Below are 26,617 nucleotides of genomic sequence, written 5' to 3'. Positions count from 1 at the left end.
ATTCTCGCCCCGCAGCCGGTGCGGCACAATGCGCCGATGCGCCCTTTCTCCGCTCCGCAACTCAATCCCGCCAGCGCCACCGGCTGGCGCCGATACTGGTTCGACATCATCTATCGCCACGACACCGGGCCTTCGCGCAACTTCGACCTGCTGCTGGTGCTGGCGATCATCGCCAGCGTGATCGTGGTGATGATCGACAGCGTGCAGCACCTGCACCTGCGCTGGGCACGGGGCCTGTACGTGCTGGAGTGGACGTTCACGGTGATTTTCACGCTGGAATACGTGCTGCGGCTGGCGGTGGTGAAGCGCCCGCTGCGCTATGCGGTCAGCATCTGGGGAATCATCGACCTGCTGTCGATCCTGCCGACCTACCTTTCCCTGTTCATTCCCGGCGCGCAGAGCCTGCTGGTGGTGCGGGCGCTGCGCATCCTGCGGGTGTTCCGCATCCTCAAGCTGACCCGCTACATCGAAGAAAGCGGCGTGCTGATGCTGGCGCTGTGGCGCAGCCGGCGCAAGGTGCTGGTGTTCCTGTTCACGGTCATCACCATCACCATCATCGCCGGTGCGCTGATGTACCTGATCGAAGGCCCGAACCGCGGCTTCACCAGCATCCCCAGCAGCATGTACTGGGCGGTGGTGACCATGGCCACGGTCGGCTTCGGCGACATCGTGCCGCAGACCACGCTGGGCCGCTTCGTCACCTCCATCCTGATCCTGATCGGCTACAGCATCATCGCCGTGCCGACCGGCATCTACACCGCCGAACTGGCCAGCACGCTGCGCGAGGCCGAGCACACCGAAAAGCGCGATGGGCGCGGTTGCGTGCGCTGCGGGCTGGACGGGCACGAACCCGACGCACGCTACTGCCGGCAGTGCGCCGAGCCCCTGCCGGAGCTGTTCAACCGGGTCTAGGCGGGTGCCAACGCCAGGGCGCGACACCCGCCGTGGCGGCATCAACGCGCCATGCGGTTGCTCATGTCGACCAGGTCGTTGTAGCTGGCCAGCAGCGCCGGCGCGGTGCCGGACGGCGGCATGCCACCGCTCTCCAGCAGGATCTGGTCGCTGCGGCTCAACGGCTGGTTGGCCTGCAGGCGTTCGATGCGGCGCCCGCCCTCGCTGGCCAGCTTGTCCGCCGAACGCTCCATGTGGCCCCACATCGGATCCCCCTGGCCGATCTTCGCCTTGGCCGCCTCTTCCAGCACGCTCTGGTAGCGCGCCAGTTGTGCTCGGCCGGCGGCGAGGTCCGGCGCGTCGCCGTCCAGCACCTTCACCAGCTGCTTGCCCTCGCCGATGATGCTCAGGTGGAAGAACGCCGCGCTGCGCCCTTCTTCCTTCTCGATCGCCGCGATCTGCTTCTTGCGACGCTGGTCTTCGTTGGCTTCCAGCGCGGCATCCATCGCATCACCGGCTTCGAAGAACGCCGAATAGGCCTCCATCAACGGCGCGTGCCGCTGACGCATGCCCTCACCGCCGTCGCGCTTGTAGTCTTCGCGATCGTAGTAACGCACCGCCTCGCCGATCTTCTCGTTGAGCGCGGTGAAGGTTTCCTGGTAACGGCGCGCGGCCGGATCCAGCGCGGCGTTGGCCGGCTGCTCTGCCAGGGCGGCGGTCAGCGGCGCGCCGCAGAACTCGACGCGATGGGACAACACCGTGCCCGGCGCGCGCACGGTGTCTTCCTTGCCGGTGGGGCCGGCCGCCGGATCGGCGATCCACGAAACGTAGCGCTGGAAGCTTTCCTGGATCGGCTGCTGCACGCCGTTGAAGCAGGCGATGTAGGCGTTGATCTTGTCGGCGCCCTCGACAGCGGCGGACGAGGAAGCGCCTTTCTGGCAGGCGGCCAGGCACAGCGCAACGGACGCGGCCAGGACGGCCGTACGGAAGGTCGGATTCATGGGGCACTTCCCTGTTGGAAACGATTACAGCCGCGCACCATAGCAGACCGCGCGGTCAACGCGTCGTCGAATCAATCCAGGAAAAGATCCGGCAGCAGCGGATGCGCAGGATCCACCGCGTAACCGGAAAGATCGGTCACGCCGGCCGCGGCAAGCACCTCGTCGTCGAGCAGGAACTGGCCGTGGAAGCCGGCTGCTTCGCGCACCAGCACCGCGTGCGCGGCGTCGGCGACGATCTGCGGCGTGCGGCAGCCCTGCACGTCCACGCCCGGGATCATGTTGATCGCATCGGTGGCGATCACCGTGCGCGGCCACAGCGCATTGACCGCCACGCCGCGTGGACCGAACTCCGCCGCCAGCCCCAGCGTGACCAGGCTCATGCCCATCTTGGCCAAGGTATAGCCGGTATGCGGCCCCCACCACTTCGGGTCCAGGCTGGGCGGCGGCGCCAGGCTCAGGATGTGCGGGTTGGGGGCCTGCAGCAGGTACGGCAGGCAGGCCTGCGCGCACAGGAAACTGCCACGCGCGTTGACCTGCTGCATCAGGTCGAAGCGCTTCATCGGCGTATCCAGCGTACCGCGCAGCCAGATCGCACTGGCGTTGTTGACCAGGATGTCGATGCCGCCGAAGGTATCCACGGCCGCGGCAACCGCCGCCTGCACCTGGTCTTCCTCGCGGATGTCGCACTTCAGCGCGAGCGCCTGCCCGCCCGCGGCGGTGACCGCTTCGGCCGCACTGTGGATGGTGCCGGGCAGCTTCGGATTGGCCACTGATGACTTGGCCGCGATGGCCACGTTGGCGCCATCGCGCGCCGCACGCAGCGCGATCGCCAGCCCGATGCCGCGCGATGCGCCGGTGATGAACAGCGTCTTGCCTTGCAGGTTGGACACCACGGTTCTCCTGGTCACCGGCCAACGCCGATGCTGCATTATGCCCGCGACCGGGTCGGCCCGGCCGCAGTGCGGACTCAGGGCTTGGGGCCCTGCCCTTCGTTGTCTTCCCAGTGCAGGATGCGCCGGGTGACGAAGCGGTAAACCGGCTTGCCGGTGGCGAACCACAGCTCGCGCACCCACGAGGTGCGCTTGAGCACGCGCTTTTCCACCGGGGTCAGCGATTCACGGCAGTACATCCGCTTGTGCTTGAGCAGGTGGCGCAGGTCTTCGCGCGCCAGCAGGCGCATCCAGCGTCCACGCGGATGGCCGATCACCGCCAGCTGGAAATCGATCAACGCCGGATGTCCGTCTTCGGTCACCAGCCAGTTGGCTTCCTTGGCCAGGTCGTTGTGCGCCACGCCGCGCCGATGCAGTTCCTGCAGCAGCCGCCGCGCATCATGGAACCAGGCCACGTCGCCGCGGGGCGGACGCTGGTACATCGCATCGCCTGCCATGAAGCTGCGGTCCAGCCAACGGCCGTCCCACGCCAGCAGTTTCGGCACCGCCTGCATGCCGTCGATATGACGCAGCGCGCGCGCTTCGCGTCGCGCCAGCCACCAGGCCGGCACCCGCAACCACCACGGGGTGGCACCGAGGTCGCGACGCACGAAGCGGCCTTCGGCGTGCTGCACCAGCAGGATGCGGCCGAAGCTGTCTGACTTGAGCGCGTGCTGCGCGGGCGTGCGGGTTTCTGCCATGGCCCATTCTAGGCGATCCACGTTGTCACGATCAGCCGGCATCAAGCAGGCAACCAGTCACCTGCACGCCTTTATAATCCCGCGATGGACTCTTCATGGATCGACGCCACCCTCGCCTGGATTGCCGCCAATCCGGTGCTTGCCGGTGCAGCCATCTTCCTCATCGCCTTCTGCGATGCGGTCATCATCCTCGGTGCCATCGTGCCCGCCCTGCCGCTGCTGTTCGCGGTGGGCGTGTTCATCGGCCTGGGGCAGATCTCCGGGCCGTATGCCGTGGCGTGTGCGGCGCTGGGCGCGTTCGCCGGTGATGGCATCAGTTACTGGATCGGCCGGCGCTGGGGTGACCGGCTGCGCGGGGTATTCCCTTTCAGCCGCTACCCGCAGTTGCTGGACCGCGGCGAAACGATGTTCCGCCGCAATGCCTTCAAGAGCATCCTGGTGGCCCGCTACGTAGGCGCCATCCGCCCGTTCGTACCGGCCATCGCCGGCATGATGAAGATGCAGGCCAGCCGCTACATGCAGGCCAGCGGCATCGCCAGCGTGTCATGGGCGGCATTGTTCCTGTTGCCGGGCTGGGTCCTGGGCGGCGCGTATGACGCGGTCGCCGCGGTCGCTGGCCGGCTGGTGGTGGTGGTCGGCCTGCTGTGCGTGATCCTGGGCCTGGTCTGGGCGATCGTGCTGTACGGCTACCGCTGGTCGGCCGCGCGCATGGATACCTGGCTGGCGCGGCTGCTGGACTGGTCGCAGCGCCATCCTACGCTGGGGCGTTACTCGGTGTCGGTGTTCGATCCGCAACGGCGCGAATCGGTGCCGCTGGCGATGCTGGCGCTGATGCTGCTGGTGCTGGGCTGGTGCTGGTTCGCGCTGCTGATGGTGGTGGTGGCCCACGGCGAACCACTGCGCATCGACCTGGCCGTGCACCACGCGATGCTGGCACTGCGCAACCCGCTGGCCGACTACCCGATGGCCGCGCTGGCCTCGCTGGGGGCCTGGCAGGTGCTGCTGCCGGCCACCGCGGCCGGCATGGGCTATCTGGTCTGGCGCCGGCGCTGGATGGCCGCCGCGCATTGGCTGGCCGCGCTGGCCTTCGGCCTGGCGCTGACCATGCTGCTCGGCGCCACGGTGGACGTGGTGCGGCCGCCGGATGCCAGCAGTGGCTTCGGCTTCCCGTCGGTGTCGGTGACCATGGCCACCATCACCTTCGGCTTCTTCGCGGTATTGATCGCCCGTGAACTGCCCGGGCGCACCCGCGTGTGGCCGTACCTCGTGTCCGGTTTCGTGGTCAGCCTGATCGGCTTTTCGCGCATCTACCTCGGCGCGCACTGGCTGAGCGATGTGATCGGCGGCATGTTGTTCGGGCTGTTCTGGCTGCTGGTGCTGGGCATCGCCTACCGCCGCCGCTTCAACCGTTCGTTCTGGGTCAAGCCGGTCGCCTGGCTGTTCTACGGTACTTTCCTGGTGGCGGCGCTGTGGTACGCGCCGCGCAACATCCCGGTCAAGCTGGAACGCTTCGAACCGCACCAGGCCGCCCCGGCGCCGCTGCTGGCCGAACAGTGGTGGCAGCAGGCCTGGCAGACCATGCCGGCGCGCCGCAACGAGTTCGACGATGACCAGCGCTGGCCGCTGGACGTGCAGGTGGCCGGACCGCTGGCGCCGCTGCAGGCCCGGCTGGAATCGCAGGGCTGGAAGGTGCAGCCGCAGGCCGGCTGGGAGCAGGCGCTGCTGATGCTCGACCAGGACACCGGCGCGGACGCCCTGCCGGTGCTGCCGGCCACCCTGGATACCCAGGTGGAAAGCCTGCTGATGGTGCGTGACGGCGAGCGCCCGGACGAGCGCCACGTGCTGCGCCTGTGGCCGGCGACCAAGGTGCTGCAGCCCGGCGATGTCCCGCTGTGGCTGGGCAGTGCGCAGACGCTGCGCTTCACCCGCCACTTCGAGTGGATCGGCATGTGGCATCCGCTGCGCGGGATCGACCCGGCGATGTCGGCGGTGAAGGCATCGGTGGACGGCCTGCCGATGCAGGAAGGCGTGCATCCCGAATCGGGCCTGCCGGTGCTGCGCCTGCGTACCGAATAACGCGTCAGGCGTTACGGGATCCAGCCCAGCAACAGGTCCAGCCGCGCATGCACGTCGTCGATCTGCAGCAGCTGCAGCCGCTGTGATTCTTCCAGTGGCAGCAGCTGCGCCAGCTGCCAGCCTACCCAGGACGCCTGGTCGAGCAGCCCCGGCGTGGCCGGTGCATAGTCCTCGCCGGCCTGTTCGATGATGTGCTGCAGCAGGGTGGACAGCAGCGCGTGCTGCGGACGCAGCTCGTCATCGGTATCCGGCGCGCACCAGCGCACCTCGCCGACCACCAGCCCGTTGTCGCGGACCCGGGTCTGCTCCACGTGGAAGCGCCGCGCACCGCGCAGCCGCAGCTGCAGCACGCCGTCGCTGCCCATGTCGAAATCATCCACCCGGGCTTCCACGCCGAACGCCGCCGGCACCGCAGGCGCCCCCACTTCATCGCCCTGCAGGATCAGGCACAGCCCGAATCCACCGCCGTCGCGGCTCGAATCACGCAGCATGTCCAGGTAACGCCGTTCGAACACGCGCAGGCCGATGCTCGCGCCCGGCAACAGCACCGCGTGCAACGGAAACAACGGCAGCGTCGCGACCGCGCTCATGACGCCTGCAGCTGCGCCAGGAAGCGCCGCGGCGCGGCGTCGAAGCCGCCATTGGACATGAACACCACGTGGTCACCGGCTTCGGCCAAGGCGTCCAGATCGGCCAGCAAGGCATCGGTGTCGGCCACTGCCAGGGCCTGGCCGCGTACGGCGTCCATCACCGCGGCGGCATCCCACTCCAGCCCGGGCCGGTGCAGGAACACCACCGCATCGGCCAACGCCAGCGAAGGCGCCAGTGCCTGGGCATGTGCGCCCAGCCGCATCGAATTGCTGCGTGGCTCCATCGCCACCACGATGCGCGCATCGCCCACTCTGGCGCGCAGGCCTTCAAGGGTGGTGGCGATGGCCGTGGGGTGATGCGCGAAGTCGTCATACACGGTGATGCCGCGCGCCTGGCCGATCACTTCCAGCCGGCGCTTGACGCTGTGGAAGCGCGACAACGCCGGCAGCACGTCGGCCAGCACCACGCCCACGGCATGTGCGGCAGCCAGCGCAGCCAATCCATTGAGCACGTTGTGGCGGCCCAGCAATGCCCAGTGGACCTCGCCCACGCGCTGCCCGCGATGATGCACCACGAAGGCGCTGCCATCGGCGCTGAGCAGTTCGGCATGCCATTCCAGCGCAGGCTGGAAACCGAAGCGTTCCACCGGCGTCCAGCAGCCCATCGCAAGCACTTCGGCAAGGCGCGCGTCCTCGCCGTTGACGATCAGCCGTCCGCGTGCCGGGACCGTGCGCACCAGATGGTGGAACTGGCGCTGGATCGCTGCGACGTCCGGGAAGATATCGGCATGGTCGTATTCGAGGTTGTTGAGGATCGCCACCAGCGGCCGGTAGTGCACGAACTTGCTGCGCTTGTCGAAGAAGGCCGTGTCGTACTCGTCGGCTTCGACGACGAACTCACGGCCCTGCCCCACGCGGGCGGACACGCCGAAATCCTCGGCCACGCCGCCGATCAGGAAGCCGGGCGCGCGACCGGCGGCTTCCAGCAGCCAGGCCAGGATGGTGGTGGTGGTGGTCTTGCCGTGGGTGCCGGCCACGGCCAGCGTGTCGCGGCCCGGCAGCACCTGCTCGCTCAGCCACTGCGCACCGGAGATGTAGCGCTGGCCGGCATCGAGTACGGCTTCCACCGCCGGATTGCCCCGCGAGAGTGCATTGCCGACCACCACCTCGGTGGTACCCGGCGGAACGCTGTCGGCGCGATAGCCCTGGTCCAGCTGTATTCCCAGCGTTTCCAGCTGGGTCGACATGGGCGGATAGATCGCCTGGTCGCTGCCGCTGACGGCATGGCCCAGCTCGCGCGCCAGCGCGGCCACGCCGCCCATGAAAGTGCCGGCGATTCCAAGAATATGTACGTTGCTCATGACCCGCATTGTTACCGATCGACCCGGCGATGGGCCATCCTGCCCAGCAAGGCGTCAGATAAATCCGACACCGGGCTCAGACAAAGCCAATGGCGTGTCAGGGAAATCCTGATAGCGGCAGCCTATGAAGATCGACACAATTCACATCGCCAGCCGCAGTTCCCAACCGGTCCTACTCCCCAAGAGGCCATCCCCATGGGAGCTCACGCTGCGGGGCCCTGAGCAAGCCCACCGCTGGCTTTAAAATGACACAGGCCTGGTCCGGAGGGACCAGGCCTGTGTTTTTTCAGGCGCCAACCGCACGCCTCGCCGGCCTCAGCCGGCCTTCGGCAGCACCGCATGGATGCGCGCTTCGACTTCTTCCAGCTCGCCGATACCATCCAGGCGCGCCAGGGTGCCGCGTTCGGCATAGAAATCAACCACCGGTGCGGTCTGCTGGGTGTAGACCTGCAGGCGCTGGCGGACCGCGTCCGGGCTGTCATCGGCGCGCCCCTGTTCCTTGGCACGGCCTGCCAGGCGCTCGATCAGCTGATCGGCGTCCACGTCCAGCTGCACCACTGCATCCAGCGGCTGGCCGATGTCCGCCAGCACGCCATCCAGTGCCTTGGCCTGGGCCACGTTGCGCGGATAGCCGTCCAGGATGAAGCCCTTGGCCACGTCAGGCTGGGACAGGCGCGAACGCAGCATGCCGAGCAGGATGTCGTCGGACACCAGGTTGCCGGCATCCATCACCGCCTTGGCCTGCTTGCCCAGCTCGGAACCGGCGGCCACTTCGGCGCGCAGCAGGTCGCCGGTGGAAATGTGGGCGATGCCGAGCTTTTCCTTCAGGCGCGTTGCCTGCGTACCCTTGCCCGAACCGGGCGGCCCCAACAGAACCAATCGCATCTAGCTGACTCCAACGTGTTGAAATTCATGAACGCACGGCGTCCGGACGGACCGGTATCGCTGCACCGCAATACCCGCACTTTACCGCATCCGGGTAATGTCCCTGCAATGTCCCTGTCCCGACACGAGGTTCCGATGCGCCAAGGCACCCTGCTCTACGCCCAGTCAGGCGGCGTCACCGCCGTCATCAATGCCACCGCCTCGGCGGTGATCCAGGAAGCCCGCGCCCGCGGGGTCAAGGTGCTTGCCGCGCGCAACGGCATCCTCGGCGCGCTGCGCGAAGACCTGATCGACACCTCGCGCGAACCGATCAGTGCCATCCGGGCGCTGGCCCACACGCCCGGCGGCGCCTTCGGGTCCTGCCGCTACAAGCTCAAATCACTGCAACAGGATGCAGCCCGTTACGACCGGTTGCTGGCGGTGCTGCAGGCGCATGGCGTGCGCTGGTTCCTGTACAACGGCGGCAATGATTCGGCCGACACCGCGTTGAAGGTGTCCGAACTGGCGCGCGAGCGCGGGGTCGAACTGAGCTGCATCGGCGTGCCCAAGACCATCGACAACGACCTGGCCGTGACCGACACCTGCCCCGGCTTCGGCTCGGCCGCCAAGTACACCGCGGTATCGGTACGCGAGGCAGCACTGGATGTCGCCGCCATGGCCGAAACCTCCACCCGCGTGTTCATCTACGAAGCGATGGGCCGCCACGCGGGCTGGCTGGCAGCGGCGGGCGGGCTGGCGGGCAGCGGACCGGACGAGGCTCCGCAGGTGATCCTGTTGCCCGAACGCGCCTACGACGAAGCGGCCTTCCTGGCCAAGGTGCGCGCGGTGGTCGATCAGGTGGACTACTGCGTGGTGGTGGCGTCGGAAGGCATCGCCACGGCCGATGGCACCTTCGTCGCCGACGCCGGTGGCGGCAAGGACTCCTTCGGCCATACCCAGCTCGGCGGCGTCGCCGCGCACCTGGCCGGCCGGGTCAAGGACCAGCTGGGTCTGAAAGTGCACTGGACCGTCCCCGATTACCTGCAGCGCTCGGCGCGCCACATCGCATCGAAGACCGACTGGGAACAGGCGCAGGCGGTGGGCCGTGCGGCGGTGCGGTTGGCGCTGGCCGGCCACAACGGGGTGATGCCGGTGATCGTGCGCGGCAGCGACAAGCCCTACCGCTGGAAGATCGAATCGGCGCCGCTGGCGAAGATCGCCAACCATGAAAAGAAGATGCCGGCCAGCTTCATCCGCAAGGATGGCTTTGGCATCACCGACAAGGCCCGGGCCTACCTGCAACCGCTGATCAAGGGCGAAGCGCCCCTGCCCTACGGGCCGGATGGGCTGCCGAAATACGTCACGCTGAAGAATGTCGGCGTCAAGAAAAAGCTGGAGCCGTTCGACGCCTGAGGCGGATGCCTGTCGCGCCGAGCGTGGCCCGGCGCGACCGGTTCTACGGGCAGCCCTTGCCTTCCATCTGCAGCTGCGCGGCGAACATCGTCACCTGCGGGATCTTGCCGCTGCTGGCCTGCTTCTTGGCATCTTCCAGATAGATGCGCGACTGGCCCTGGCCGTCGCGTTCGGTGGCCGGCGCCACCGGCAGCCGCCACACCCGCACCACCGCCTGCTGGGCGGGACACGCCGCCGACGGCACGCGGATCACGTCGTTGAGCTTCCATCCCTTGGCCTCGCTGGGCTGCGCCTTGGCGTAATCGACGAAGCGCGCGCGGGGCTGGCACTGCTCGCTGCTGCGTACCGGGGCGAAGCGGTAGGGCTGCGCCGCATCGCCGGTGAAGGCGCCTTCCAGGCGGGCGCAGGCTTCGGGAATATGGCGCAGCGTATGCACCGCCCCGACCGCCTGCGCCGAACCCACCGCACGCTGCAGCTCGGGCGTTTCCACCGCCAACGCGGGCAGGGCCGGGACCAGCAGGGCCATCATCAGCAGGGGCAGGCGCATCGGTGTTCTCCACGACAGTAATGGCCGCACGGTCGCAGAGCCTGGCTTAACCGCGTGCAAAGGCTGGCGCCTGCTGGCCCCGGACCGCATACTGCGGCCACCAGGGAATGCTGAACACCGCCATACGTCGGACGACCATCATGGTCTGTTACGGGTTGGTTCCAAGGCTGCAGCCCGTCGTCCCCCTCGTGGTGAAGTTCACCACCGCTGGATGTTCTTTCATCCACACCGGGAGAGGTCATGCTGGAACGTCACGGGCTGTCACTGGCGCTGCTGTGCGCCGTCATCGCAATCCTGTTCGGAATCATCTCGGCGCGCTGGATCCTGCGCCAACCCAGTGGCAACGCACGCATGGCCGAGATCGCCGGCGCGATCCAGGAAGGCGCCCGTGCGTACCTCAACCGCCAGTACCTGACCATCGGCATCGCCGGCGCAGTGCTGTTCGTGCTGGTCGGGATCTTCCTGAGCTGGTACACCGCCATTGGGTTTGCGATCGGCGCGGTGTTGTCCGGTGCCGCCGGCTACATCGGCATGAACGTCTCGGTGCGCGCCAACGTACGCACCGCCGAAGCGGCGCGGCACGGCATCAGCGCGGCGATGGACGTGGCGTTCCGCGGCGGTGCCATCACCGGCATGCTGGTGGTCGGGCTGGGACTGCTGGGCGTTGCCGGCTACTACGCCATCCTGCTGCGGCTGGGGCTGGACGTGGCGCAGGCCCTGCACGCACTGGTGGGACTGGCGTTCGGCTCGTCGCTCATTTCGATCTTCGCGCGCCTCGGCGGCGGCATCTTCACCAAGGGCGCGGATGTCGGCGCCGATCTGGTCGGCAAGGTGGAAGCCGGTATTCCCGAGGACGATCCGCGCAATCCCGCGGTCATCGCCGACAACGTTGGCGACAACGTCGGTGACTGCGCCGGCATGGCCGCCGACCTGTTCGAAACCTATGCGGTGACGGTGATCGCCACCATGCTGCTGGGCAGCCTGATGATCGCCGAAGCCGGCCGCAACGCGGTGCTGTATCCGCTGGTACTGGGCGGGGTGTCGATCATCGCCTCGATCATCGGTGCGCTGTTCGTCAAGGTGAAGCCCGGTGGATCGATCATGGGCGCGCTGTACAAGGGGGTGATCGTGTCCGGGGTGCTGGCCGCGATCGCGTTCTATCCGGTCACCACCGCGCTGATGGATGACAATGTGTTCGGCCCGTACGCGCTGTACGGCTGCGCCTTGATCGGCCTGGTGCTGACCGGCCTGATCGTGTGGATCACCGAGTACTACACCGGCACCCAGTACAAGCCGGTGCAGCACGTGGCGCAGGCGTCCACCACCGGCCACGGCACCAACATCATCGCCGGGCTGGGGATCTCGATGAAATCCACCGCGCTGCCGGTGATCGCGGTGTGCGCCGCCATCTGGGGCGCACACGCACTGGCCGGGTTGTACGGCATCGCCATCGCGGCCACCGCGATGCTGTCGATGGCCGGCATGATCGTCGCGCTGGATGCCTACGGCCCGATCACCGACAACGCCGGGGGCATCGCCGAAATGGCCGACCTGCCGCCGGAAATCCGCGCCATCACCGATCCGCTGGATGCCGTCGGCAACACCACCAAGGCGGTCACCAAGGGCTATGCGATCGGCTCGGCGGCGCTGGCCGCACTGGTGCTGTTCGCCGATTACACGCACAACCTGCAGGCGGCCAATCCGGGCATCGAATTCCGCTTCGACCTGTCCGACCACGAAGTGATCATCGGCCTGCTGATCGGCGGGTTGATCCCCTATCTGTTCGGTGCGATGGCGATGGAAGCGGTGGGCCGTGCGGCAGGCGCGGTGGTGGAAGAGGTCCGCCGCCAGTTCCGCGAAATCCCCGGCATCATGCAGGGCACCGGCAAACCGCAGTACGACCGTGCCGTGGACATGCTCACCCGCTCGGCGATCCGCGAAATGATCGTTCCGTCACTGCTGCCGGTCGCCGTGCCGGTGGTGGTCGGCCTGCTGCTGGGGCCGCGCGCACTCGGCGGGCTGCTGATCGGCACCATCGTCACCGGTTTGTTCGTGGCGATCTCCATGACCACCGGCGGCGGTGCCTGGGACAACGCGAAGAAGTACATCGAAGATGGAAACTTCGGCGGCAAGGGCAGCGAGGCGCACAAGGCAGCGGTCACCGGCGATACCGTCGGCGATCCGTACAAGGACACCGCCGGGCCGGCGATCAACCCGCTGATCAAGATCATCAACATCGTGGCGCTGCTGCTGGTGCCGCTGCTCTGAAAACAGCGACGCTGACAGCGGCGGGCGCGCTGTGATGGGCACATCCATCACATCGCGCCCGCGCCGGGTCGCGGCATAATGCCGATGACTTTTCCAGCAGAATGCCGCCAGACGATGATCACCACCGAACCGAACATGACCAACCTGTTCCTGCAGCTCGGCCTGGAAGCAGGTGAGAACGACATCCGCGACTTCATCCTGCAGCACCAGCTGCCCGCGGAGATCAAGGTCACCGCGGCCGCATTCTGGAGCGAAGGACAGCGTCATTTCCTCGCCGAATCGCTGAAGTCGGACAATGACTGGGCGATCGTGGTCGATGAACTCAATGAAGCGCTGCACAGCGACGCCAGCGCGCAGGCCACCCAGGCCTGAGCCGGTTCCACCGGATCACAGACAGTCGGTCAGTGCCTCGTAGGTGCTGACGCCGGTGCCGGGCAGCGGCGTATCCAGCGCGTCCGGCCCGCTCAGTCGCTCAAGCAATGCCGCCAGCGGCGTGCCGGCCACCACCGGCAGCGGGCAGGCCCAGGTCCGCGCGTCCACCTCCGGAAGTGCGGCGGTCGGACTGACGTAGGCATAGCTGCCGGCAAAGCTCCACAGGCATCCGGCGACCACGCCGCTGCGGCTGCGGACGGCGCAGCGCAGCTGCAGTGCGCGCAGGTTGCCGTAGTCGCCTTCGCAGAAGGTATCGCCACAGATATCGTCGAAGCCACGGACCAGCGCGCGCTCCATCACCGCGAATGCGGCTTCGCCCTGGCCCGCGGCCGGGTAATCACGCGCATCCACGTGGGTACCCGGCGCGAGCCCAAGCAGCAGCAGGCCGGCCACGATCATGACGGTGCCCCCGGTGCTTCCAGGCACGTCCGCAGCGCGTGCAGCAGGCTGCCGGAGGCACCGGGCAGTCGCACGGCCAGCGGATCATCCACCTCCAGTGCCACGTGGAAGGCCTCCACTGTCACGCCGGAGTCCAGCGGCAGCGGGCAACGCCAGACGCGTACGTCCGGGTCGATGCTGCCCGTCGCGCGCACGCGCAGATCGCTGCCGGCGATGACCCAGATGCAGGCCGCGACCGTGGCGTCGGGCACCCGCACCGAACAGCGCAGCTGCATCGGCCACAGCAAGCGCCGTGGCAGGCAGGTGTCTTCGGCACAGGCGCTCAGGAACGCGCCCGCCAGCCGGTCTTCGAGGGCGTAGAAGCGATCCCAGTTGGCCTCCGGGGCGGGATGGTCGATGAGATCGACGAAGGTCACAAGCTCCGCCGGGCGTGGCGGCGGCAGCGCTTCGGCCGCCATGGCGGTACCCGCGGCGAGCAGCAGGCCGGCGACACCGGGGCTCACAGCGCGTCGGCGACTGCTTCGCAAGTTGTTGATGGGAAACATGAATCAGACCCTCAGCAGGTGCAGCCAGCATCGCCCTGCGCGGCCACAGGGGCCATCAGGAAACCGCCGAGCGGCTGTCGCGTCCAGACCCCAGCACGCGGTCGGGCAAACGCATAAAATGCTTCTCTTTATCGCCCCCGCAACCGGAGTACACACATGGGTCTGGAACTCGTCTCCCCCGGCAAGAACCCGCCGGAAGAAATCAACGTCATCATCGAGATCCCGAAGGATTCCGAGCCGGTGAAGTACGAAGTGGACAAGGACACCGGCGCGATCTTCGTCGACCGTATCCTCTCCACCCCGATGCGCTACCCCTGCAACTACGGCTACGTGCCGAGCACCCTGTGTGGCGATGGCGACCCGGCCGATGTGCTGGTGGTGCTGCCGCTGCCGTTGATCCCCGGTTCGGTGGTGCGGTGCCGTCCGGTCGGCGTGCTGAAGATGAGCGATGAGGCCGGCAGCGACGAGAAGATCCTGGCCGTGCCGATCTCCAAGGTGTTCAGCGGCTATGCCCACGTCGAAGACATCGCCCAGGTGTCCAGCCACTGGCTGGAGCGCATCGGCCACTTCTTCGAGCATTACAAGGACCTGGAGAAGGGCAAGTGGGTCAAGCTGGACGGCTGGGCCGGCGCTGCCGAAGCCAAGGCGATCCTGGTCGAAGCCCACCAGCGTTACCTCGACGGCAAGGCCTGAGCCTTCCGGCCATCGCCCTGGCCCCCCCGCCAGGGCGATGCGGTTCACGGTTCGGCCTTGTGGCACATCTCTCGTCACGCCGAATCGGTTAAATTGCGACACTTCACATCGACCATGGCCGTGCCATGGTCCGCCAGGGGAACGTGTCGTGCGCATTCTGTTTGTTGGGGACGAGGCCAGCCTGCCGGCTGAGCTGAGCGAATTCATTGCCGATCTTGGGGAAGAGTGGCACACCACCACCATTGTCGACGGCCACGCCGCGATGGCGGCCGTGGCAGGTTCATCGCTGGATGCGGTGATCGTCAGCCCCTACCTGCCCGACATGGATGCCACCACGCTGCTCGGTCAGATCCGTACGTTGCGTCCGGAAACCATCCGCGTCGCACTCATCGACGCCCAGCAGGGCAACCGCCCGCCGCCGGCGCGGCTGATCGGCATCGCCCACCGCTTCCTGCCGCTGCCGCTGGCACCGGAAGTGCTGCTGGAGGCGCTGAGCAGCCTGGAAGAACTGCGCGAACTGCTGGACAGCCCGCGACTGCGCGATGCCATCGGCCGCATCGAGAAGCTGCCCTCGCCGCCGCACCTCTACATGAGCCTGACCCGCGCGCTGGAGCACGATGACGACGCCGACAGCAACGAAGTGGCCAAGCTGGTCGCTGCCGACCCGGCCATCGCGGCCAAGGTGCTGCAGCTGTCCAACTCGGCGTTCTTCAGCAGCGGCCGCACCATTTCCGACCTGCGCACGGCGGTGACCCGGCTGGGCCTGTCGACCCTGCGCGACCTGGTGCTGGCCAGCGAAGTGTTTTCGGCCTCCACCCTGTCCGCCGCCGAGCGCAATGCGTTGCAGCAGCGTGCCCTGCTCGCCTCGCGGCTGGCCGCACGCCTGCTGCCGGCGTCCAGTGCCGAGCTCGGCGCTACCGCCGCGCTGCTGGCCGACATCGGCCTGCTGTTGCCGGGCGTGCGCAACGAACGCACCGAACCTGCCGTGCCAGGCGCCGAAGACGGTCGGCCGGGCCATGCCGAGGCGGGTGCGTACCTGCTGGGGCTGTGGGGCCTGCCGATGCCGATCGTGGAAGCGGTCGGCTTCCACCTGCAGCCGCAGCGTTCGAACACCCGCAGTTTCTGGGTCACCGGCGCGGTGCATGTGGCGCTGGCGCTGGTCAACGGCGAAGCGGTGGACGAAGACTACCTGCAGCGCGCCAACGTGCTGCACAAGCTGCCGGAGTGGCGTGAGCACGCCAACGCGTTGATGGGATTGTCGCCGGCGGAGGCCTGATCGCCACCCGGGTAACTGACATTGGACTGAGGCCCACCTCGTTCTACGCGAAGGCGGGGCGCGGTGGCTGGGCAGGACACGCCGCAAGTACGTCCGTGCAGGCTCGCTTTTCGCATCCCTGCGAAAAGACGGTCCTGCACAGCCACCCTGCCCCGCCTTCGACAGCTCCATGATGGCCATGGAAACGCGGGCAGTGCCCACACCGCATCAGCAGGCAAAGAAAAGAGGCGGACCTTGCGGTCCGCCCTTTCCTTTGACGCACCAACCCGTCAGGGCACCTGACAACAATAGACACACATTCCGCTCAGCCAATCAGCCTTGCCGCCGGTAAGGAACGGGCAGTTGATGCAGCGCTCGCATCCGTTCGCCAACAGCTCGGGCTGCACCTTCGTGGACAGGGCCTGCGCAGAGCCGAACGCCATGCTCCCCGCGACGACGCACCCCATCAACAGCTTTCCGATCGTCCTCAACCTCATTGACCTTCCTCCCTCTTCGCCGCCGCCGGGAGGTCCTTCTTCCGGGACGCCGCAACCACTCCGAACGCATCCTCGTCGGAGGTGATCCTGCCGACCTTCACGTGCTCGACCCTGCCGTACCGGGACAGCACCAAGAAGGTAGGGCTCATGCGAAAATGAAGCAGGCCAAGCTCCTTGTTGTCCTGGATGGACACCACGGGAAAGTCGAGCTTGTGCTGTTGCATGAAGGCTGCAATATCTGCCCTGCTCTCTTCCGGCGTCACGCCGATCATTTCGACCCCACCTTCTGTCGCTGATCGGGCGATCTCTGCGATGAAGGGCAGCGATGCGACGCAGTGCTCGCACTTGGTGGTGAATAGAAGAATGATCTGGCGTCCTGCATCCGACTGGCCGATCCTGACGCGGCGACCATCGATTGCGGTCCGCTCCATGAGAGGAACCCAATCGCTTATCTTGGGAAAATTCTGCTCCTGCCTCAGTTTCGCGTTTTCCGCCTGAAGATCCTTCTTCTGCAAAGCGAGAACCACAACCAGGATCGACATCAGCAGGACGGTCACGACGGCAAGCTTTTTCAGCATGGGATGGAGAGCCCTTGGATGGTGCTGCACAAGTGCAGGAACGAAGAACGCGTAGATCCAACTTACGTCTCCCAGATGCGATTGATGTAGGAACAACACCCTCATGACTGTCAGCTTTTTCCTAACACCGCCTATGCCGTAAGCGACATGTGACGGGCATCCCAAGTCGCATCGTATCCGCACAACAAGAAAGGGGGCGGACCTTGCGGTCCGCCCCCTTCTTTTGCTTACCAGTGCGTCGATCGATCAGAAGCGCTGGGTGTACTTCATGTACATGAAACGACCGACGTCGAAACCGCCGTAGTACGCGAAGGCGCTGTTCGGCGCGGTGTACTGCAGTGCGCCGCGGTGGTCGAACAGATTGTTCGCACCGACCGACACCGTTGCATTCCACGGTGCGTTGTAGCTCACCTGCAGGTCGTGGAAGGTATTGGAACCGGTGCGACGAACCGGTGCCGTCTCGCCATTCTGGAAGCGGTCCGGATCGGTGCAGCCGATCGCGATGCACGACTCCGCCATGCCCGAGTAGTAACGCGTGGTCCAGTTGACGCCGAAGTCGCCCTTGGTCCAGCTGACGGTGGCGTTGGAACGGACGCGGAACAGACCCGGCGTACCGACCTGGCCGATGGTGATGGTTTCACCCGCGCTGTTCTGGCCTTCTTCGTCGTACGAAGAGAGGTAGCTGGTCTGCCAGTCGACGGCGAAGTTGCCAACCGCGAACTCCGGCAGACGATACTTCACGCCCAGATCCCAGCCCTGGGTTTCCATCTTGCCCAGGTTGGCGGTGCCGTAGGTCAGGGCCGTGATGTTGCCGGCCGGACCACGGACCACGCTGGCGCAGCGCGAAGAATCACCCAGCACGTAGCAATCACGCAGGATGCGGTCGACGCTGTCCGGAATGATCATGTCGCTGATTTCGTACTTGTACCAATCCAGCGAGATGTCCAGGCCCTGCACCCAACGCGGGCTCCAGACCAGCCCTGCGGTGGTGCTCTTCGACGTTTCCGGGCTCAGTTCCGGATTTGCGCCGGAGATGAACTCGTTGTTGGTCGCGCACGGCAGGGTGGCGCACGGAGCGTTGCCCTGGCCCAGCTGCACGTAGTTGGCCGGTACGCCAGCGGCGAGGCAGGCAGCATTGCCGGCAACGCTGCCCGGAGCACCCACGCCGCACGGATCGGTGTAGCTCTCGAAGCTCGAGCTCAGGCCGCCGTAGAGGTTGCTGATGGTCGGAGCACGGAAGCCTTCGGCGTAGGTACCGCGAACCAGCAGCTCATCGATCGGACGCCAGGTGATGCCGAACTTGCTGTTGGTGGTGTCACCGAAGTTGCTGTAGTCCGAATAGCGGCTGGCCAGGTTCAGGCTCAGTTCCTTTGCGAACGGCAGGTCCGACAGGATCGGCACGTTCAGTTCGAGGTAGACCTCGTTCAGGTCGTACTCGCCGCGGGTCGGCTTCTGGCCCAGGCCGGTGGACTGGCCCGACTGCGCGAAGGCATCCGGCACATAGCTGCCTTCTTCCTTGCGGTGCTCCACACCAACCGCGAAGCCGAGATCACCGGCCGGCAGCGTCACGACGGAACCGGCAAGGTTCGCGGTGAAGCTGGTGGTCTTGGTCTCGCCACGGGTGGTGAAGGTCGGGAACAGGAACTCCTGCAGCGCCGGATCGGCCAGCGAACCCTGGCCCGCGACGCCGTACGGCAGCAGCGGGTTCCACGGCACGCAACCGCTGATCGCCGGACCGCCCTCAACACCACAGGTAGCAACACCGGCGGCATTGATGTACGACGGGCCCAGGGCCTGTGCAGTGGAGATCAGGCTGGCATCACCACGCTGGGTGACGATCGACTCGTTGCGGTTCCACAGCGCGCCGACGTCCCAATCGAAGGTCTTGCCAGCGAAGTCGAAGAAGCCGCTGATGGTCGGCGCAAAGCGCATCGTCTTCAGCTGGCTGTCAGTGGTACGCGGCACTTCCCACAGGCGACGACGGAAATCGACGTCCTGGCCCAGCGGGTTGAAGGCGCTGTCGGCCGAGAGCGGGGTCTCGAAGTTCTGCGACTGGTACGGATAGCCGGCGATCTGCTGGAACGTGTTGCGCTCGTTGTAGAGCACATCGGTGTTCAGGCTGATCGAATCGGTGAAGTCGTAGGTGCCGTTGATGTAGACCGACTTGCGCTCCACGCCGGTCAGTGCGGTCATCTGCTGGTTGGCATTGGACCATTCACCCTGCGTCAGCGGGTGGTAATCAGCCGGATTCAGCGGGTTGCCGCCAGCGTTCAGCGTCTGCCACACCGCAGCCGGATCATTGGCGCAGTCATAGACGGTCGGGTTGCACCAGCTGCCGTTCTGGCTCAGCGCGCTCCAGGTCGCCGGGGTCGAGTTCGGACCGCGGTTGCCGTCCTTGCTGTACCAACGGTCCTTGGCGAAGACCGGATCGGCCTTGTTGTACTCAGCCGACAGGGTCAGGCTGCCGCGCTCGCCGGTAGCACCCAGGGTCATCGAGTACTGCTCGGTGTCGCCGTCGCCTTCGCCGTACTGACCGAAGTAGGCGGTGGCTTCGCCACCTTCCACGTTCTTGCGGGTGATCACGTTGACCACAGCCGCGATCGCGTCGGAACCGTAGATGGCGGACGCACCATCCTTCAGGATTTCGATGCGCTCAACGGCGCCCATCGGGATCTGGCTCAGATCCTGCAGGCCCGAGGTGGTCGCGCCCAGGCGCTTGCCGTTCATCAGCACCAGGGTGCGCTCAGCGCCCAGGTTGCGGATGTCGACGTAGTAACCGCCCACATCTTCGCCCGAAGCCAGCGACTCCGAACGGGAGATCGCCGGGGAACCGGCCGAGGTCAGGTTGTTCAGCACTTCAGCGACCGAGGAGAAGCCCTGCTTTTCCAGGCTCTCGCGGCTCAGCGTCAGGATCGGCTGCTGGGTTTCAACGTTGGCTGCGCGGATGCGCGAGCCGGTGACCGAGATGCGATCCAGGTCGGTGGTGCCTGCTGCGGCTTCCTGCGCCGAGGCGAAGCTCGGGCTCAGCGCCAGCGCAATGCCGGCCGGCAGCATGCCCAGCCGCACGGCGGGGGTACGGAAATTCATGTCTCTCTCCAAGGTACGTTAGTGGCGTGTTAAAACGCCATCAAACGTTACGATTGTGTTGCGATCCTTGGTTTGCGTGATGCAGCGAGAGACTTTGCCGAATGTGGCGACAGCTTGGCGGCACTTTCACGATAATGCGACGCGGACGTACCAAAACGGGCGCGGAAGGCCCGGGCGAAGCTGCAGCAGTTGTCGAATCCGCTGGCCGAGGCGACTTCGCCGATCATCATGTCGGTATCGCGCAGCAGGTCGGCCGCGCGTTCCAGCCGCAGCCGTGCCGACAGGGCCTGGGGGCTTTCTTCGTACAGGCTCTGGAAGGTTTTGGACAGGTACCAACTGGAGAAATTGGTCAGTTCCGCCAGTTCACCGATGCGCACCACGCGGTGGCTGTTGCCTTCCAGGTACAGGCGGGCCCGCTGCATGCGACCGAACACCTGGCGCTTGCGGCTGCGCGAGCGGCCCGGGCACCGCTGCACGGTGCCGGCCATCGTGCGCTGCAGCGATGCGAGGTGCAGCAGCATCGGGCGCAGCGCCTGGGCCGGCAAGCCACTGTTCAGCGCATCGCGCCACAGCCGCAGGGCAACGCGCAGCTCGGCCGGCTTCATCAGGCCGCGGCCGGCATACAGGCCGCAATCGGCAAGCTCCATCAGCATGCGCATGGCATCGGCGTTCAGCGCCAGGCCGATGCACAGGCCACTGCGGCCGGCCTGCACCAGCGGACGCGATTCCTTCTCGAAGGCGATCCACTCGCCACGGCGCATCCGGAACCGCCCCTCCTTGGCCTCTACCCACGCACTGCCGCGGACCTGGATCCACACGGTGAAACAGCTGCCGGCGGTCTGCAGGCTGCCCAGGCGGGCCACGCTCAGGCAGATCGGCGTCGCGTCATCGGGCGACTTGTCGAGGGAGATCGTTTGACCGCGATCGGCCAGGGAGAGCTGACGCATGGAGCACCACGTATTTGCCAATACAGGGTGTCTGTTTTGCCAAATGAGGCGTCAGCGGTCAGGACGTTGCGACGACTTCGTGGCGAAATCGACACGATGTCGGCACGAAAAACTTACGAAACCATTTATGGCTTTATTTTCAAAGACTTGACGAAGGCGGGGAAGACCTCGGCGGGCTGCTCGGTCAGCGGCATCACGCCGATGTCGGCGCCGTCGGTCACTGCCAGCGACACATACACGTCATTTCCGTCAAAGCTGCTGCTGAATCCATTGCCGGCACTGAGCCGGGTCGCATCCAGGCAGCGCGAAACCGCCTCGGCACCGCTGCCGATGCGCAGCAGGCCGGAGCTGCACGTCGCCGATTCATCCAGATAGTCGACGCGTCCGCTGCCGGCCACCGACCACGCACGGTAGCGCCAGCGCGAGGGCTTGTCGGCGCTCAGCTGCCGCACGCTGGCCGGACTCAGCGACGCATCCACCGACCACAGGCCGCTGGCGCCCAGGTGGGTGAACACCACGCGCTTCTGTTCGCCATCGAAGCGGGCCTGCGACACCCCGTAAAGCGTCGCCAGCCGCTGCCAGTTGCGGCGGTCATACAGGCTCAACCGCGTGCGCTGGTCATCGCCGCGCTCGATCAGCAGCAGCCGGTCGGGATCATCGGTGTATAGCGCCTGCAAGGGGCGGGCGACCGGCACCGGCAGCACCCGCAGTTGTTCGTCGCGCGGCGTGATCTCATAGACATGCGGAACCCCCTGGTCGTCTCGCCCCAGCACCAGCAGGTGGCGGCTGTCGGTGGACCACGCCGGGGGCTGCCGGGTATCCGGTCGCAGGCCCTCGATCGGTCGCAGCGACGACGGATGCTGCAGATCCGCCCACCACAGCGCGTAACTGCCGGACCGGTCCGAAGCAAACACCAGCTGGCGGTCATCGGGGGCCAGCATCGGCTGGCTGTCGCGGCTGCTGGAGGCAAACAACCGCTGCGCGGCGGTGGGCCCGTTCACCGGCACCTTGTACAGGCCGAACTGCGCCTTGCGATGTACGAACGCCAGCAGGTTGGCCGATCTGGCCACCGCCGGCCACTGCGCGTCGTCCAGGCCAAGGTCGCGCAGCGTGCGTGACTCGCTGTCCAGTTGATACAGGCGCGCTTCGCTGTCCACCCGGCGACCGAACACGATCTGGCGGCTGTCACCCAGCCAGGCCCAGCCACGGAACTCGGCGGCATCGTCGGTCAGCTGTTCCAACGGCCCGCCTTCGGCCGGCATCCGCCACAGGTCACCGATTTGCGGGTTGCGCACGAACACCAGCCAGCGCCCGTCCGGCGAAATCCGCGGGGCGTAGTCGAAATCGTCCTTGTGCGCGGCATACGGCAACGCCTGCCAGCGCCCACTGGCGAGGTCCAGCACGCGGATCCCGCGGTGCGCGAAGACGCCCACCATGCTGCCGAACACCAGCCCGCGCCCGTCCGGCGTCCAGTCGAAACTGAGCAGCTCGGTGCCATCGCAGCGTGTCGCCTGGCGCAGGTTGCCGCCGGTGGCACTGGCGATCAGCACTTCGCAGCGGCCATCGCCAAAGAAGCGCGCGAACGCGATCTCGCGGCCATCCGGTGACCAGTTCGGAAAGCGGTCCACCGCCCCATCCGGCCGCTCCACCAGGGTGCGCGCCGGCGCATTGCCGGAGGTCTGCACCTTGATCTGGCCGCCGCCCTCTTCCTCGCTGGCTTCGTAGGCGACCTGCGATCCATCCGGGGACAGCGTGGGATAGGTCTGGAAACCCGCGCTGGCGGTGATCAACCGATACGGACGCTGTGGGCTGCCGATCACCCGCGTGCCGTTCTCCACCGCCGCATCCACCGCCGAGGGAGCCGTACTGCGATGCATCAGCATCCAGCCCATCACCCCCAGAGCCAGCACCATTGCCAGTCCGATCCCCAGCAGCACCCAACGGCGGATGCGCCGCCAGCCCCGTCGCGGGCGCACCGGCGCCAGCAGCAGCGCATCGGCGGGGATCGTCGCAGCGTCGATCGCGCCCGGCGTGGCCACCGAGGTCGCCGGCTGATCGCCCAAGGGCGGCAGGATGCCGGACGCGGCCGACAGCGGCTGCGCTGCACCAGGGTCCACCGGACTCACCGCACTCACCGCCACCAGCAGGCGGTAGCCGGTCTTGGCGATGGTTTCGATGTAGGGCGTGCCCGCTTCATCGTCGCCAGCGAACGCCTTGCGCAGCTGGGTCACGGCCTGGGTCAGCACATCGTTGGTGGGCAGCGTGTCCGGCCAGACCTCGGCGAACAGCTCATCGCGGGTGACCACCCGTCCATTGCTGCGCACAAGCACGCGCAGCACGCCCACCGCCTTCGGGGTGAGCCTGCGAAGTCGCCGCGCGCCGGGCACCTGCACTTCGCGTGACGACAAGGTCACGGTGCATTCGCCGATGCGCAGGACATCTGCATCATGGAAAGGGCTGTCGCTGATGGTCATCTATCTCGAACGCGGGCGGCAGGCGGGATGCCAGCAGGCGAGCGTGAGTGACCAGGAAGGGCAATCGCGAACAGCCAGACTCTGCAAACAGCATGAACCCATAACGCAAATGAATCGAAGCGCGCGAATACTAGCCTATGCGAGTTAACCGCACATGCTGCGGCGGACATCAGGCACTCTCTCGCCCACGTATTCAGATAATCAGTTTCACTATTCGCGCCTTCCGGGGCGCGATTTTTTTATCTGCCATTCATTTTCGTTGATGCTCGAGCATGGTCAGACCGACCAGCCGGGAGACCACCAGCGCCACGTACATGACCCCGCAGAACTGCGCCAGCATTACCAATGCGCGGGCCTGGGGGTGCACCGGCACCACGTCACTGAGGCCGACGCCGGACAATAAGCTGAAGCTGAGATAAAGCAGCTCCATCCACGTGCGGAATTCGGTGTTGCTGGTGGCCAGGAAACTGCCCGGATACCACTGCTGGCAGACCGAAAACGCAAACGCGAACGCCCAGGCCAGCAAGGTAAACGTCGCACCCGCGGCGAACAGTTCGTCGCGGGTGACTTTATGGTCCTGCAGCATGTAGGCGATCAGCGCGCCGGCGGTATAGAAGTACAGCAGGCTCTCCAGCAGCTGCGCGGTGGTACCTAACGCGGTCTTGCCGAGCAGCACCGCCGCGATGGAAAACACCACTGATGGAATGGCCAGCAGCAGGGCCAGCCAGGTGCCCAGCGGGCTGCGCTGCACCACCCACAGGGCGAGCCCGAGCACCGCGATGCCGAACGTCCCCACCGCCGCCCGCCCCGCGGCGGTGTCATCCATCGCCGGGTACACCAGCACGCCCAGCAGCTGCACGCCGAGCAACCAGGCGGACGGATGGCGACGGGCGATGGCGAGCCAGCGGAGGGTGGGCGGGATGGACATGGCGCGGCCTTGGGGAACGATGGGCGGAGGATACCGGGAGGCCATGTGACGACCAACGATCGTCACCCACGGGAAGCCACGGTCGTCATGTGGCGGGGCCTGCAGCGGTCTGCCCGCGTACTTCCTGGCTGATCTTCATCGAGCAGAACTGCGGGCCGCACATCGAGCAGAAGTGGGCGCTCTTGTGCGCGTCCCTGGGCAGGGTCTGGTCATGCAGCTCCCTGGCCTTCTCAGGGTCCAGCCCGAGGTGGAACTGGTCTTCCCAGCGGAATTCGAAGCGGGCCTTGCTGAGCGCGTTGTCACGCACCTGCGCGCCAGGGTGGCCCTTGGCCAGGTCCGAGGCATGGGCGGCGATGCGATAGGCCATGATGCCGTCGCGCACGTCCTGGCGGTTGGGCAGGCCCAGGTGCTCCTTGGGGGTGACGTAGCAGAGCATCGCCGTGCCGTACCAGCCGATCATCGCCGCACCGATGGCACTGGTGATGTGGTCGTAGCCCGGCGCGATGTCGGTGGTCAGCGGCCCCAGGGTATAGAACGGCGCCTCGCCGCATTCGCGCAGCTGCTTGTCCATGTTCTCCTTGATCAAGTGCATCGGCACATGGCCCGGGCCCTCCACCATCACCTGCACGTCGTGCTGCCAGGCAACCTTGGTCAACTCGCCAAGGCTTTCCAGTTCGGCGAACTGCGCGGCGTCGTTGGCATCGGCGATGCAGCCCGGGCGCAGCCCGTCGCCGAGCGAGAACGTTACGTCGTAGGCTTTCATGATCTCGCAGATGTCATCGAAATGGGTATGCAGGAAGTTCTCCCTGCGATGCGCCATGCACCATTTGGCCAGGATGCTGCCGCCGCGCGAGACGATGCCGGTGACCCGGCCTGCGGTCAGCGGGACGTGGGCCGCGCGCACGCCGGCATGCACGGTGAAGTAGTCCACGCCCTGCTCCGCCTGTTCGATCAAGGTATCGCGGAACACCTCCCAACTGAGGTCTTCGGCGCGACCACCGACCTTCTCCAGTGCCTGGTAGATCGGCACGGTGCCGATCGGCACCGGTGAATTGCGGATGATCCATTCACGCGTCTCGTGGATATGTTTTCCGGTGGACAGGTCCATCACCGTATCCGCGCCCCAGCGGATCGCCCAGACCAGTTTCTCCACTTCTTCGGCGATCCCCGAGGACACCGCGCTGTTGCCGATGTTGGCGTTGATCTTGGTCAGGAAGTTGCGGCCGATGATCATCGGCTCGCTTTCCGGATGGTTGATGTTGTTGGGCAGCACCGCGCGCCCACGCGCGATCTCGCTGCGCACGAACTCCGGCGTGATCACCCGCGGGATGGCGGCACCGAAAGAGGCTCCCGGATGCTGCTGCAGCAGTCCGGCATCCTGCACCGCCTGCAGGCGCTGGTTCTCGCGGATCGCTACGAACTCCATCTCCGGGGTGATCAGGCCGGCACGCGCATAGTGCATCTGGGTCACGTTGGCGCTTGCGCGTGCGCGCAGCGGCTGATGGCGCGTCGGGAAGCGCACCGCGTCCAGCCTCGCATCGCGTTCGCGCGAACGCCCGAACACCGAGCCCAGGCCGTGCTGCGGCCCGCTGTCGGCACGTTCTTCGATCCACTCCCGGCGCAGCGCAGGCAGGCCCGCCGCCAGGTCGATGTGTACTTCGGGATCGGTGTAGGGACCGGAGGTGTCATACACCGCCAGCGGTGCGTTCTCACCGCCGCCGAAGGTGTCCGGCGTCGGGCTGAGAACGATCTCGCGCATCGGCACCCGCAGGTCCGGGCGTGAGCCAGCCACGTGGATCCTGCGCGAGCCCGGGATCGGCCGGGTAACGGATTCGGAAAGCTGCTGCGCCTGCTGCTGCAGGTCCTCGTACGGTGCATTCATCGGGCTTCGTCCAATCAGGTTCGGGGACGAAGCGGCGGTGCACCGACGCACGCGCGCCGAACCCCGCCTGGGGCCCACGCACGGACGGCATTGCAAAGCTTCCCTACGCCGGTATGAGCCGGATCAGGTTCCAAGGGACTATCTCAACCACGGTCATCGACCGCGGTACCCCCGCTTCGGGGCGCATTACAGCACAACCCGGCTGTCGCTGCCGACACCCTGACAGGGTCGTGACGACGCAGCGGTTACCATCACGCCG

At 66.5% G+C, this 26,617-nt stretch carries 21 protein-coding genes, 1 pseudogene and 1 riboswitch; of the genes and pseudogenes, 7 read left to right on the top strand and 15 right to left on the bottom strand.

The window, feature by feature from the left end:
- Positions 1-36 precede the first annotated feature (36 nt).
- Positions 37-912, top strand: coding sequence for an ion transporter (locus QE373_RS03615; RefSeq protein ID WP_309683706.1), 876 nt, complete (start codon positions 37-39; stop codon positions 910-912).
- Between the two features lie 41 nt (positions 913-953).
- On the opposite strand, the gene QE373_RS03610 is transcribed toward QE373_RS03615, so the two are convergent.
- From QE373_RS03610 to QE373_RS03600, 3 genes are all read right to left on the bottom strand, one after another.
- The gene (locus tag QE373_RS03610; protein WP_309683704.1) at positions 954-1,892 is read right to left on the bottom strand and encodes a YiiG family protein; all 939 of its coding nucleotides are present in this window, start codon (positions 1,890-1,892) and stop codon (positions 954-956) included.
- A gap of 71 nt (positions 1,893-1,963) precedes the next feature.
- A complete protein-coding gene (locus QE373_RS03605) occupies positions 1,964-2,821 on the bottom strand; it encodes an NAD(P)-dependent oxidoreductase (RefSeq protein WP_309683702.1) in 858 nt (285 codons plus the stop codon).
- Between the two features lie 38 nt (positions 2,822-2,859).
- Positions 2,860-3,522 carry a serine/threonine-protein kinase gene (locus QE373_RS03600; protein WP_123698992.1) on the bottom strand — a complete coding sequence of 221 codons (663 nt, stop codon included), beginning with the start codon at positions 3,520-3,522 and terminating at the stop codon, positions 2,860-2,862.
- 84 nt (positions 3,523-3,606) lie between these two features.
- Here QE373_RS03600 and QE373_RS03595 point away from each other — a divergent pair, with 84 nt between their 5' ends.
- Positions 3,607-5,598: a VTT domain-containing protein gene (locus tag QE373_RS03595; RefSeq protein WP_309683700.1), complete on the top strand. Its 1,992-nt coding sequence runs from the start codon at positions 3,607-3,609 to the stop codon at positions 5,596-5,598.
- An 11-nt stretch (positions 5,599-5,609) separates the two neighbouring features.
- Here QE373_RS03595 and QE373_RS03590 read toward each other — a convergent pair whose 3' ends face one another.
- The 3 genes from QE373_RS03590 to QE373_RS03580 all read right to left on the bottom strand — a co-directional run bounded on the left by QE373_RS03590 (position 5,610) and on the right by QE373_RS03580 (position 8,434).
- On the bottom strand, positions 5,610-6,188 hold the full coding sequence (locus QE373_RS03590; protein WP_057509171.1) for an LON peptidase substrate-binding domain-containing protein: 579 nt from the start codon (positions 6,186-6,188) through the stop codon (positions 5,610-5,612).
- Positions 6,185-7,558, bottom strand: coding sequence for a UDP-N-acetylmuramate:L-alanyl-gamma-D-glutamyl-meso-diaminopimelate ligase (mpl, locus tag QE373_RS03585; protein ID WP_211260395.1), 1,374 nt, complete (start codon positions 7,556-7,558; stop codon positions 6,185-6,187). The genes QE373_RS03590 and mpl overlap by 4 nt, the downstream gene beginning before the upstream one ends.
- Positions 7,559-7,864: 306 nt before the next feature.
- Positions 7,865-8,434 (bottom strand): adenylate kinase, encoded by a 570-nt coding sequence (locus QE373_RS03580; protein ID WP_123698989.1) that lies wholly within the window; start codon positions 8,432-8,434, stop codon positions 7,865-7,867.
- Between the two features lie 135 nt (positions 8,435-8,569).
- Between QE373_RS03580 and QE373_RS03575 the strand changes: the two genes are divergently transcribed.
- Positions 8,570-9,826: a 6-phosphofructokinase gene (locus QE373_RS03575; RefSeq protein ID WP_309683693.1), complete on the top strand. Its 1,257-nt coding sequence runs from the start codon at positions 8,570-8,572 to the stop codon at positions 9,824-9,826.
- Positions 9,827-9,869: 43 nt separating this feature from the next.
- Here the strand turns inward: QE373_RS03575 and QE373_RS03570 are convergent, their stop codons facing one another.
- Positions 9,870-10,355 (bottom strand): hypothetical protein, encoded by a 486-nt coding sequence (locus QE373_RS03570; RefSeq protein ID WP_309689537.1) that lies wholly within the window; start codon positions 10,353-10,355, stop codon positions 9,870-9,872.
- Positions 10,356-10,613: 258 nt separating this feature from the next.
- On the opposite strand from QE373_RS03570, the gene QE373_RS03565 reads away from it, so the two are divergent.
- Both QE373_RS03565 and QE373_RS03560 read left to right on the top strand, forming a co-directional pair.
- Positions 10,614-12,641 carry a sodium-translocating pyrophosphatase gene (locus QE373_RS03565; protein WP_309683691.1) on the top strand — a complete coding sequence of 676 codons (2,028 nt, stop codon included), beginning with the start codon at positions 10,614-10,616 and terminating at the stop codon, positions 12,639-12,641.
- A gap of 114 nt (positions 12,642-12,755) precedes the next feature.
- A complete protein-coding gene (locus QE373_RS03560; protein ID WP_057509176.1) occupies positions 12,756-13,013 on the top strand; it encodes a DUF2789 family protein in 258 nt (85 codons plus the stop codon).
- Positions 13,014-13,028: 15 nt separating this feature from the next.
- Here QE373_RS03560 and QE373_RS03555 read toward each other — a convergent pair whose 3' ends face one another.
- Together QE373_RS03555 and QE373_RS03550 are read right to left on the bottom strand one after the other, a co-directional pair.
- Positions 13,029-13,472 (bottom strand): hypothetical protein, encoded by a 444-nt coding sequence (locus tag QE373_RS03555; protein ID WP_309683687.1) that lies wholly within the window; start codon positions 13,470-13,472, stop codon positions 13,029-13,031.
- The gene (locus QE373_RS03550) at positions 13,469-13,975 is read right to left on the bottom strand and encodes a hypothetical protein (RefSeq protein WP_309683685.1); all 507 of its coding nucleotides are present in this window, start codon (positions 13,973-13,975) and stop codon (positions 13,469-13,471) included. Before QE373_RS03550 ends, QE373_RS03555 begins: the two co-directional genes overlap by 4 nt.
- Positions 13,976-14,173: 198 nt before the next feature.
- Here QE373_RS03550 and ppa point away from each other — a divergent pair, with 198 nt between their 5' ends.
- Positions 14,174-14,710, top strand: coding sequence for an inorganic diphosphatase (gene ppa, locus QE373_RS03545; protein WP_042614993.1), 537 nt, complete (start codon positions 14,174-14,176; stop codon positions 14,708-14,710).
- Between the two features lie 148 nt (positions 14,711-14,858).
- Positions 14,859-15,986 carry an HDOD domain-containing protein gene (locus QE373_RS03540; protein WP_309683682.1) on the top strand — a complete coding sequence of 376 codons (1,128 nt, stop codon included), beginning with the start codon at positions 14,859-14,861 and terminating at the stop codon, positions 15,984-15,986.
- A 472-nt stretch (positions 15,987-16,458) separates the two neighbouring features.
- Here the strand turns inward: QE373_RS03540 and QE373_RS03535 are convergent, their stop codons facing one another.
- From QE373_RS03535 to thiC, 6 genes and pseudogenes are all read right to left on the bottom strand, one after another.
- A complete protein-coding gene (locus QE373_RS03535) occupies positions 16,459-17,019 on the bottom strand; it encodes a TlpA disulfide reductase family protein (protein ID WP_309683679.1) in 561 nt (186 codons plus the stop codon).
- Positions 17,020-17,286: 267 nt separating this feature from the next.
- Entirely contained in the window at positions 17,287-20,127 is a 2,841-nt protein-coding gene (locus QE373_RS03530; RefSeq protein ID WP_309683677.1) for a TonB-dependent receptor, read from the bottom strand.
- Positions 20,128-20,174: 47 nt separating this feature from the next.
- On the bottom strand, positions 20,175-21,074 hold the full coding sequence (locus tag QE373_RS03525; RefSeq protein WP_309683675.1) for a helix-turn-helix transcriptional regulator: 900 nt from the start codon (positions 21,072-21,074) through the stop codon (positions 20,175-20,177).
- A gap of 125 nt (positions 21,075-21,199) precedes the next feature.
- The gene (locus QE373_RS03520) at positions 21,200-23,548 is read right to left on the bottom strand and encodes a winged helix-turn-helix domain-containing protein (RefSeq protein ID WP_309683673.1); all 2,349 of its coding nucleotides are present in this window, start codon (positions 23,546-23,548) and stop codon (positions 21,200-21,202) included.
- A gap of 250 nt (positions 23,549-23,798) precedes the next feature.
- Positions 23,799-24,476: an ion channel gene (locus QE373_RS03515; protein WP_309689535.1), complete on the bottom strand. Its 678-nt coding sequence runs from the start codon at positions 24,474-24,476 to the stop codon at positions 23,799-23,801.
- A 115-nt stretch (positions 24,477-24,591) separates the two neighbouring features.
- Positions 24,592-26,358, bottom strand: a pseudogene (gene thiC / locus QE373_RS03510) (phosphomethylpyrimidine synthase ThiC); the annotation flags it as partial.
- A gap of 82 nt (positions 26,359-26,440) precedes the next feature.
- Positions 26,441-26,541, bottom strand: a riboswitch (TPP riboswitch).
- Positions 26,542-26,617 lie beyond the last annotated feature (76 nt).

Source organism: Stenotrophomonas sp. SORGH_AS_0321 (assembly GCF_031453215.1).
Taxonomy (GTDB): domain Bacteria; phylum Pseudomonadota; class Gammaproteobacteria; order Xanthomonadales; family Xanthomonadaceae; genus Stenotrophomonas; species Stenotrophomonas chelatiphaga.
Note: the sequence above shows the minus strand (reverse complement) of the source record. Positions and strands in the feature narration are given on the sequence as shown.

What these genes read in the sequence shown, in the direction of transcription:
- QE373_RS03615 (WP_309683706.1), top strand. Translation starts at nt 37, where the DNA reads ATGCGCCCTTTCTCCGCTCCGCAACTCAATCCCGCCAGCGCCACCGGC.
- QE373_RS03610 (WP_309683704.1), bottom strand. Translation starts at nt 1,892, where the DNA reads ATGAATCCGACCTTCCGTACGGCCGTCCTGGCCGCGTCCGTTGCGCTG.
- QE373_RS03605 (WP_309683702.1), bottom strand. Translation starts at nt 2,821, where the DNA reads ATGCAGCATCGGCGTTGGCCGGTGACCAGGAGAACCGTGGTGTCCAAC.
- QE373_RS03600 (WP_123698992.1), bottom strand. Translation starts at nt 3,522, where the DNA reads ATGGCAGAAACCCGCACGCCCGCGCAGCACGCGCTCAAGTCAGACAGC.
- QE373_RS03595 (WP_309683700.1), top strand. Translation starts at nt 3,607, where the DNA reads ATGGACTCTTCATGGATCGACGCCACCCTCGCCTGGATTGCCGCCAAT.
- QE373_RS03590 (WP_057509171.1), bottom strand. Translation starts at nt 6,188, where the DNA reads ATGAGCGCGGTCGCGACGCTGCCGTTGTTTCCGTTGCACGCGGTGCTG.
- mpl (WP_211260395.1), bottom strand. Translation starts at nt 7,558, where the DNA reads ATGCGGGTCATGAGCAACGTACATATTCTTGGAATCGCCGGCACTTTC.
- QE373_RS03580 (WP_123698989.1), bottom strand. Translation starts at nt 8,434, where the DNA reads ATGCGATTGGTTCTGTTGGGGCCGCCCGGTTCGGGCAAGGGTACGCAG.
- QE373_RS03575 (WP_309683693.1), top strand. Translation starts at nt 8,570, where the DNA reads ATGCGCCAAGGCACCCTGCTCTACGCCCAGTCAGGCGGCGTCACCGCC.
- QE373_RS03570 (WP_309689537.1), bottom strand. Translation starts at nt 10,355, where the DNA reads ATGATGGCCCTGCTGGTCCCGGCCCTGCCCGCGTTGGCGGTGGAAACG.
- QE373_RS03565 (WP_309683691.1), top strand. Translation starts at nt 10,614, where the DNA reads ATGCTGGAACGTCACGGGCTGTCACTGGCGCTGCTGTGCGCCGTCATC.
- QE373_RS03560 (WP_057509176.1), top strand. Translation starts at nt 12,756, where the DNA reads ATGATCACCACCGAACCGAACATGACCAACCTGTTCCTGCAGCTCGGC.
- QE373_RS03555 (WP_309683687.1), bottom strand. Translation starts at nt 13,472, where the DNA reads ATGATCGTGGCCGGCCTGCTGCTGCTTGGGCTCGCGCCGGGTACCCAC.
- ppa (WP_042614993.1), top strand. Translation starts at nt 14,174, where the DNA reads ATGGGTCTGGAACTCGTCTCCCCCGGCAAGAACCCGCCGGAAGAAATC.
- QE373_RS03530 (WP_309683677.1), bottom strand. Translation starts at nt 20,127, where the DNA reads ATGAATTTCCGTACCCCCGCCGTGCGGCTGGGCATGCTGCCGGCCGGC.
- QE373_RS03525 (WP_309683675.1), bottom strand. Translation starts at nt 21,074, where the DNA reads ATGCGTCAGCTCTCCCTGGCCGATCGCGGTCAAACGATCTCCCTCGAC.
- QE373_RS03520 (WP_309683673.1), bottom strand. Translation starts at nt 23,548, where the DNA reads ATGACCATCAGCGACAGCCCTTTCCATGATGCAGATGTCCTGCGCATC.
- QE373_RS03515 (WP_309689535.1), bottom strand. Translation starts at nt 24,476, where the DNA reads ATGTCCATCCCGCCCACCCTCCGCTGGCTCGCCATCGCCCGTCGCCAT.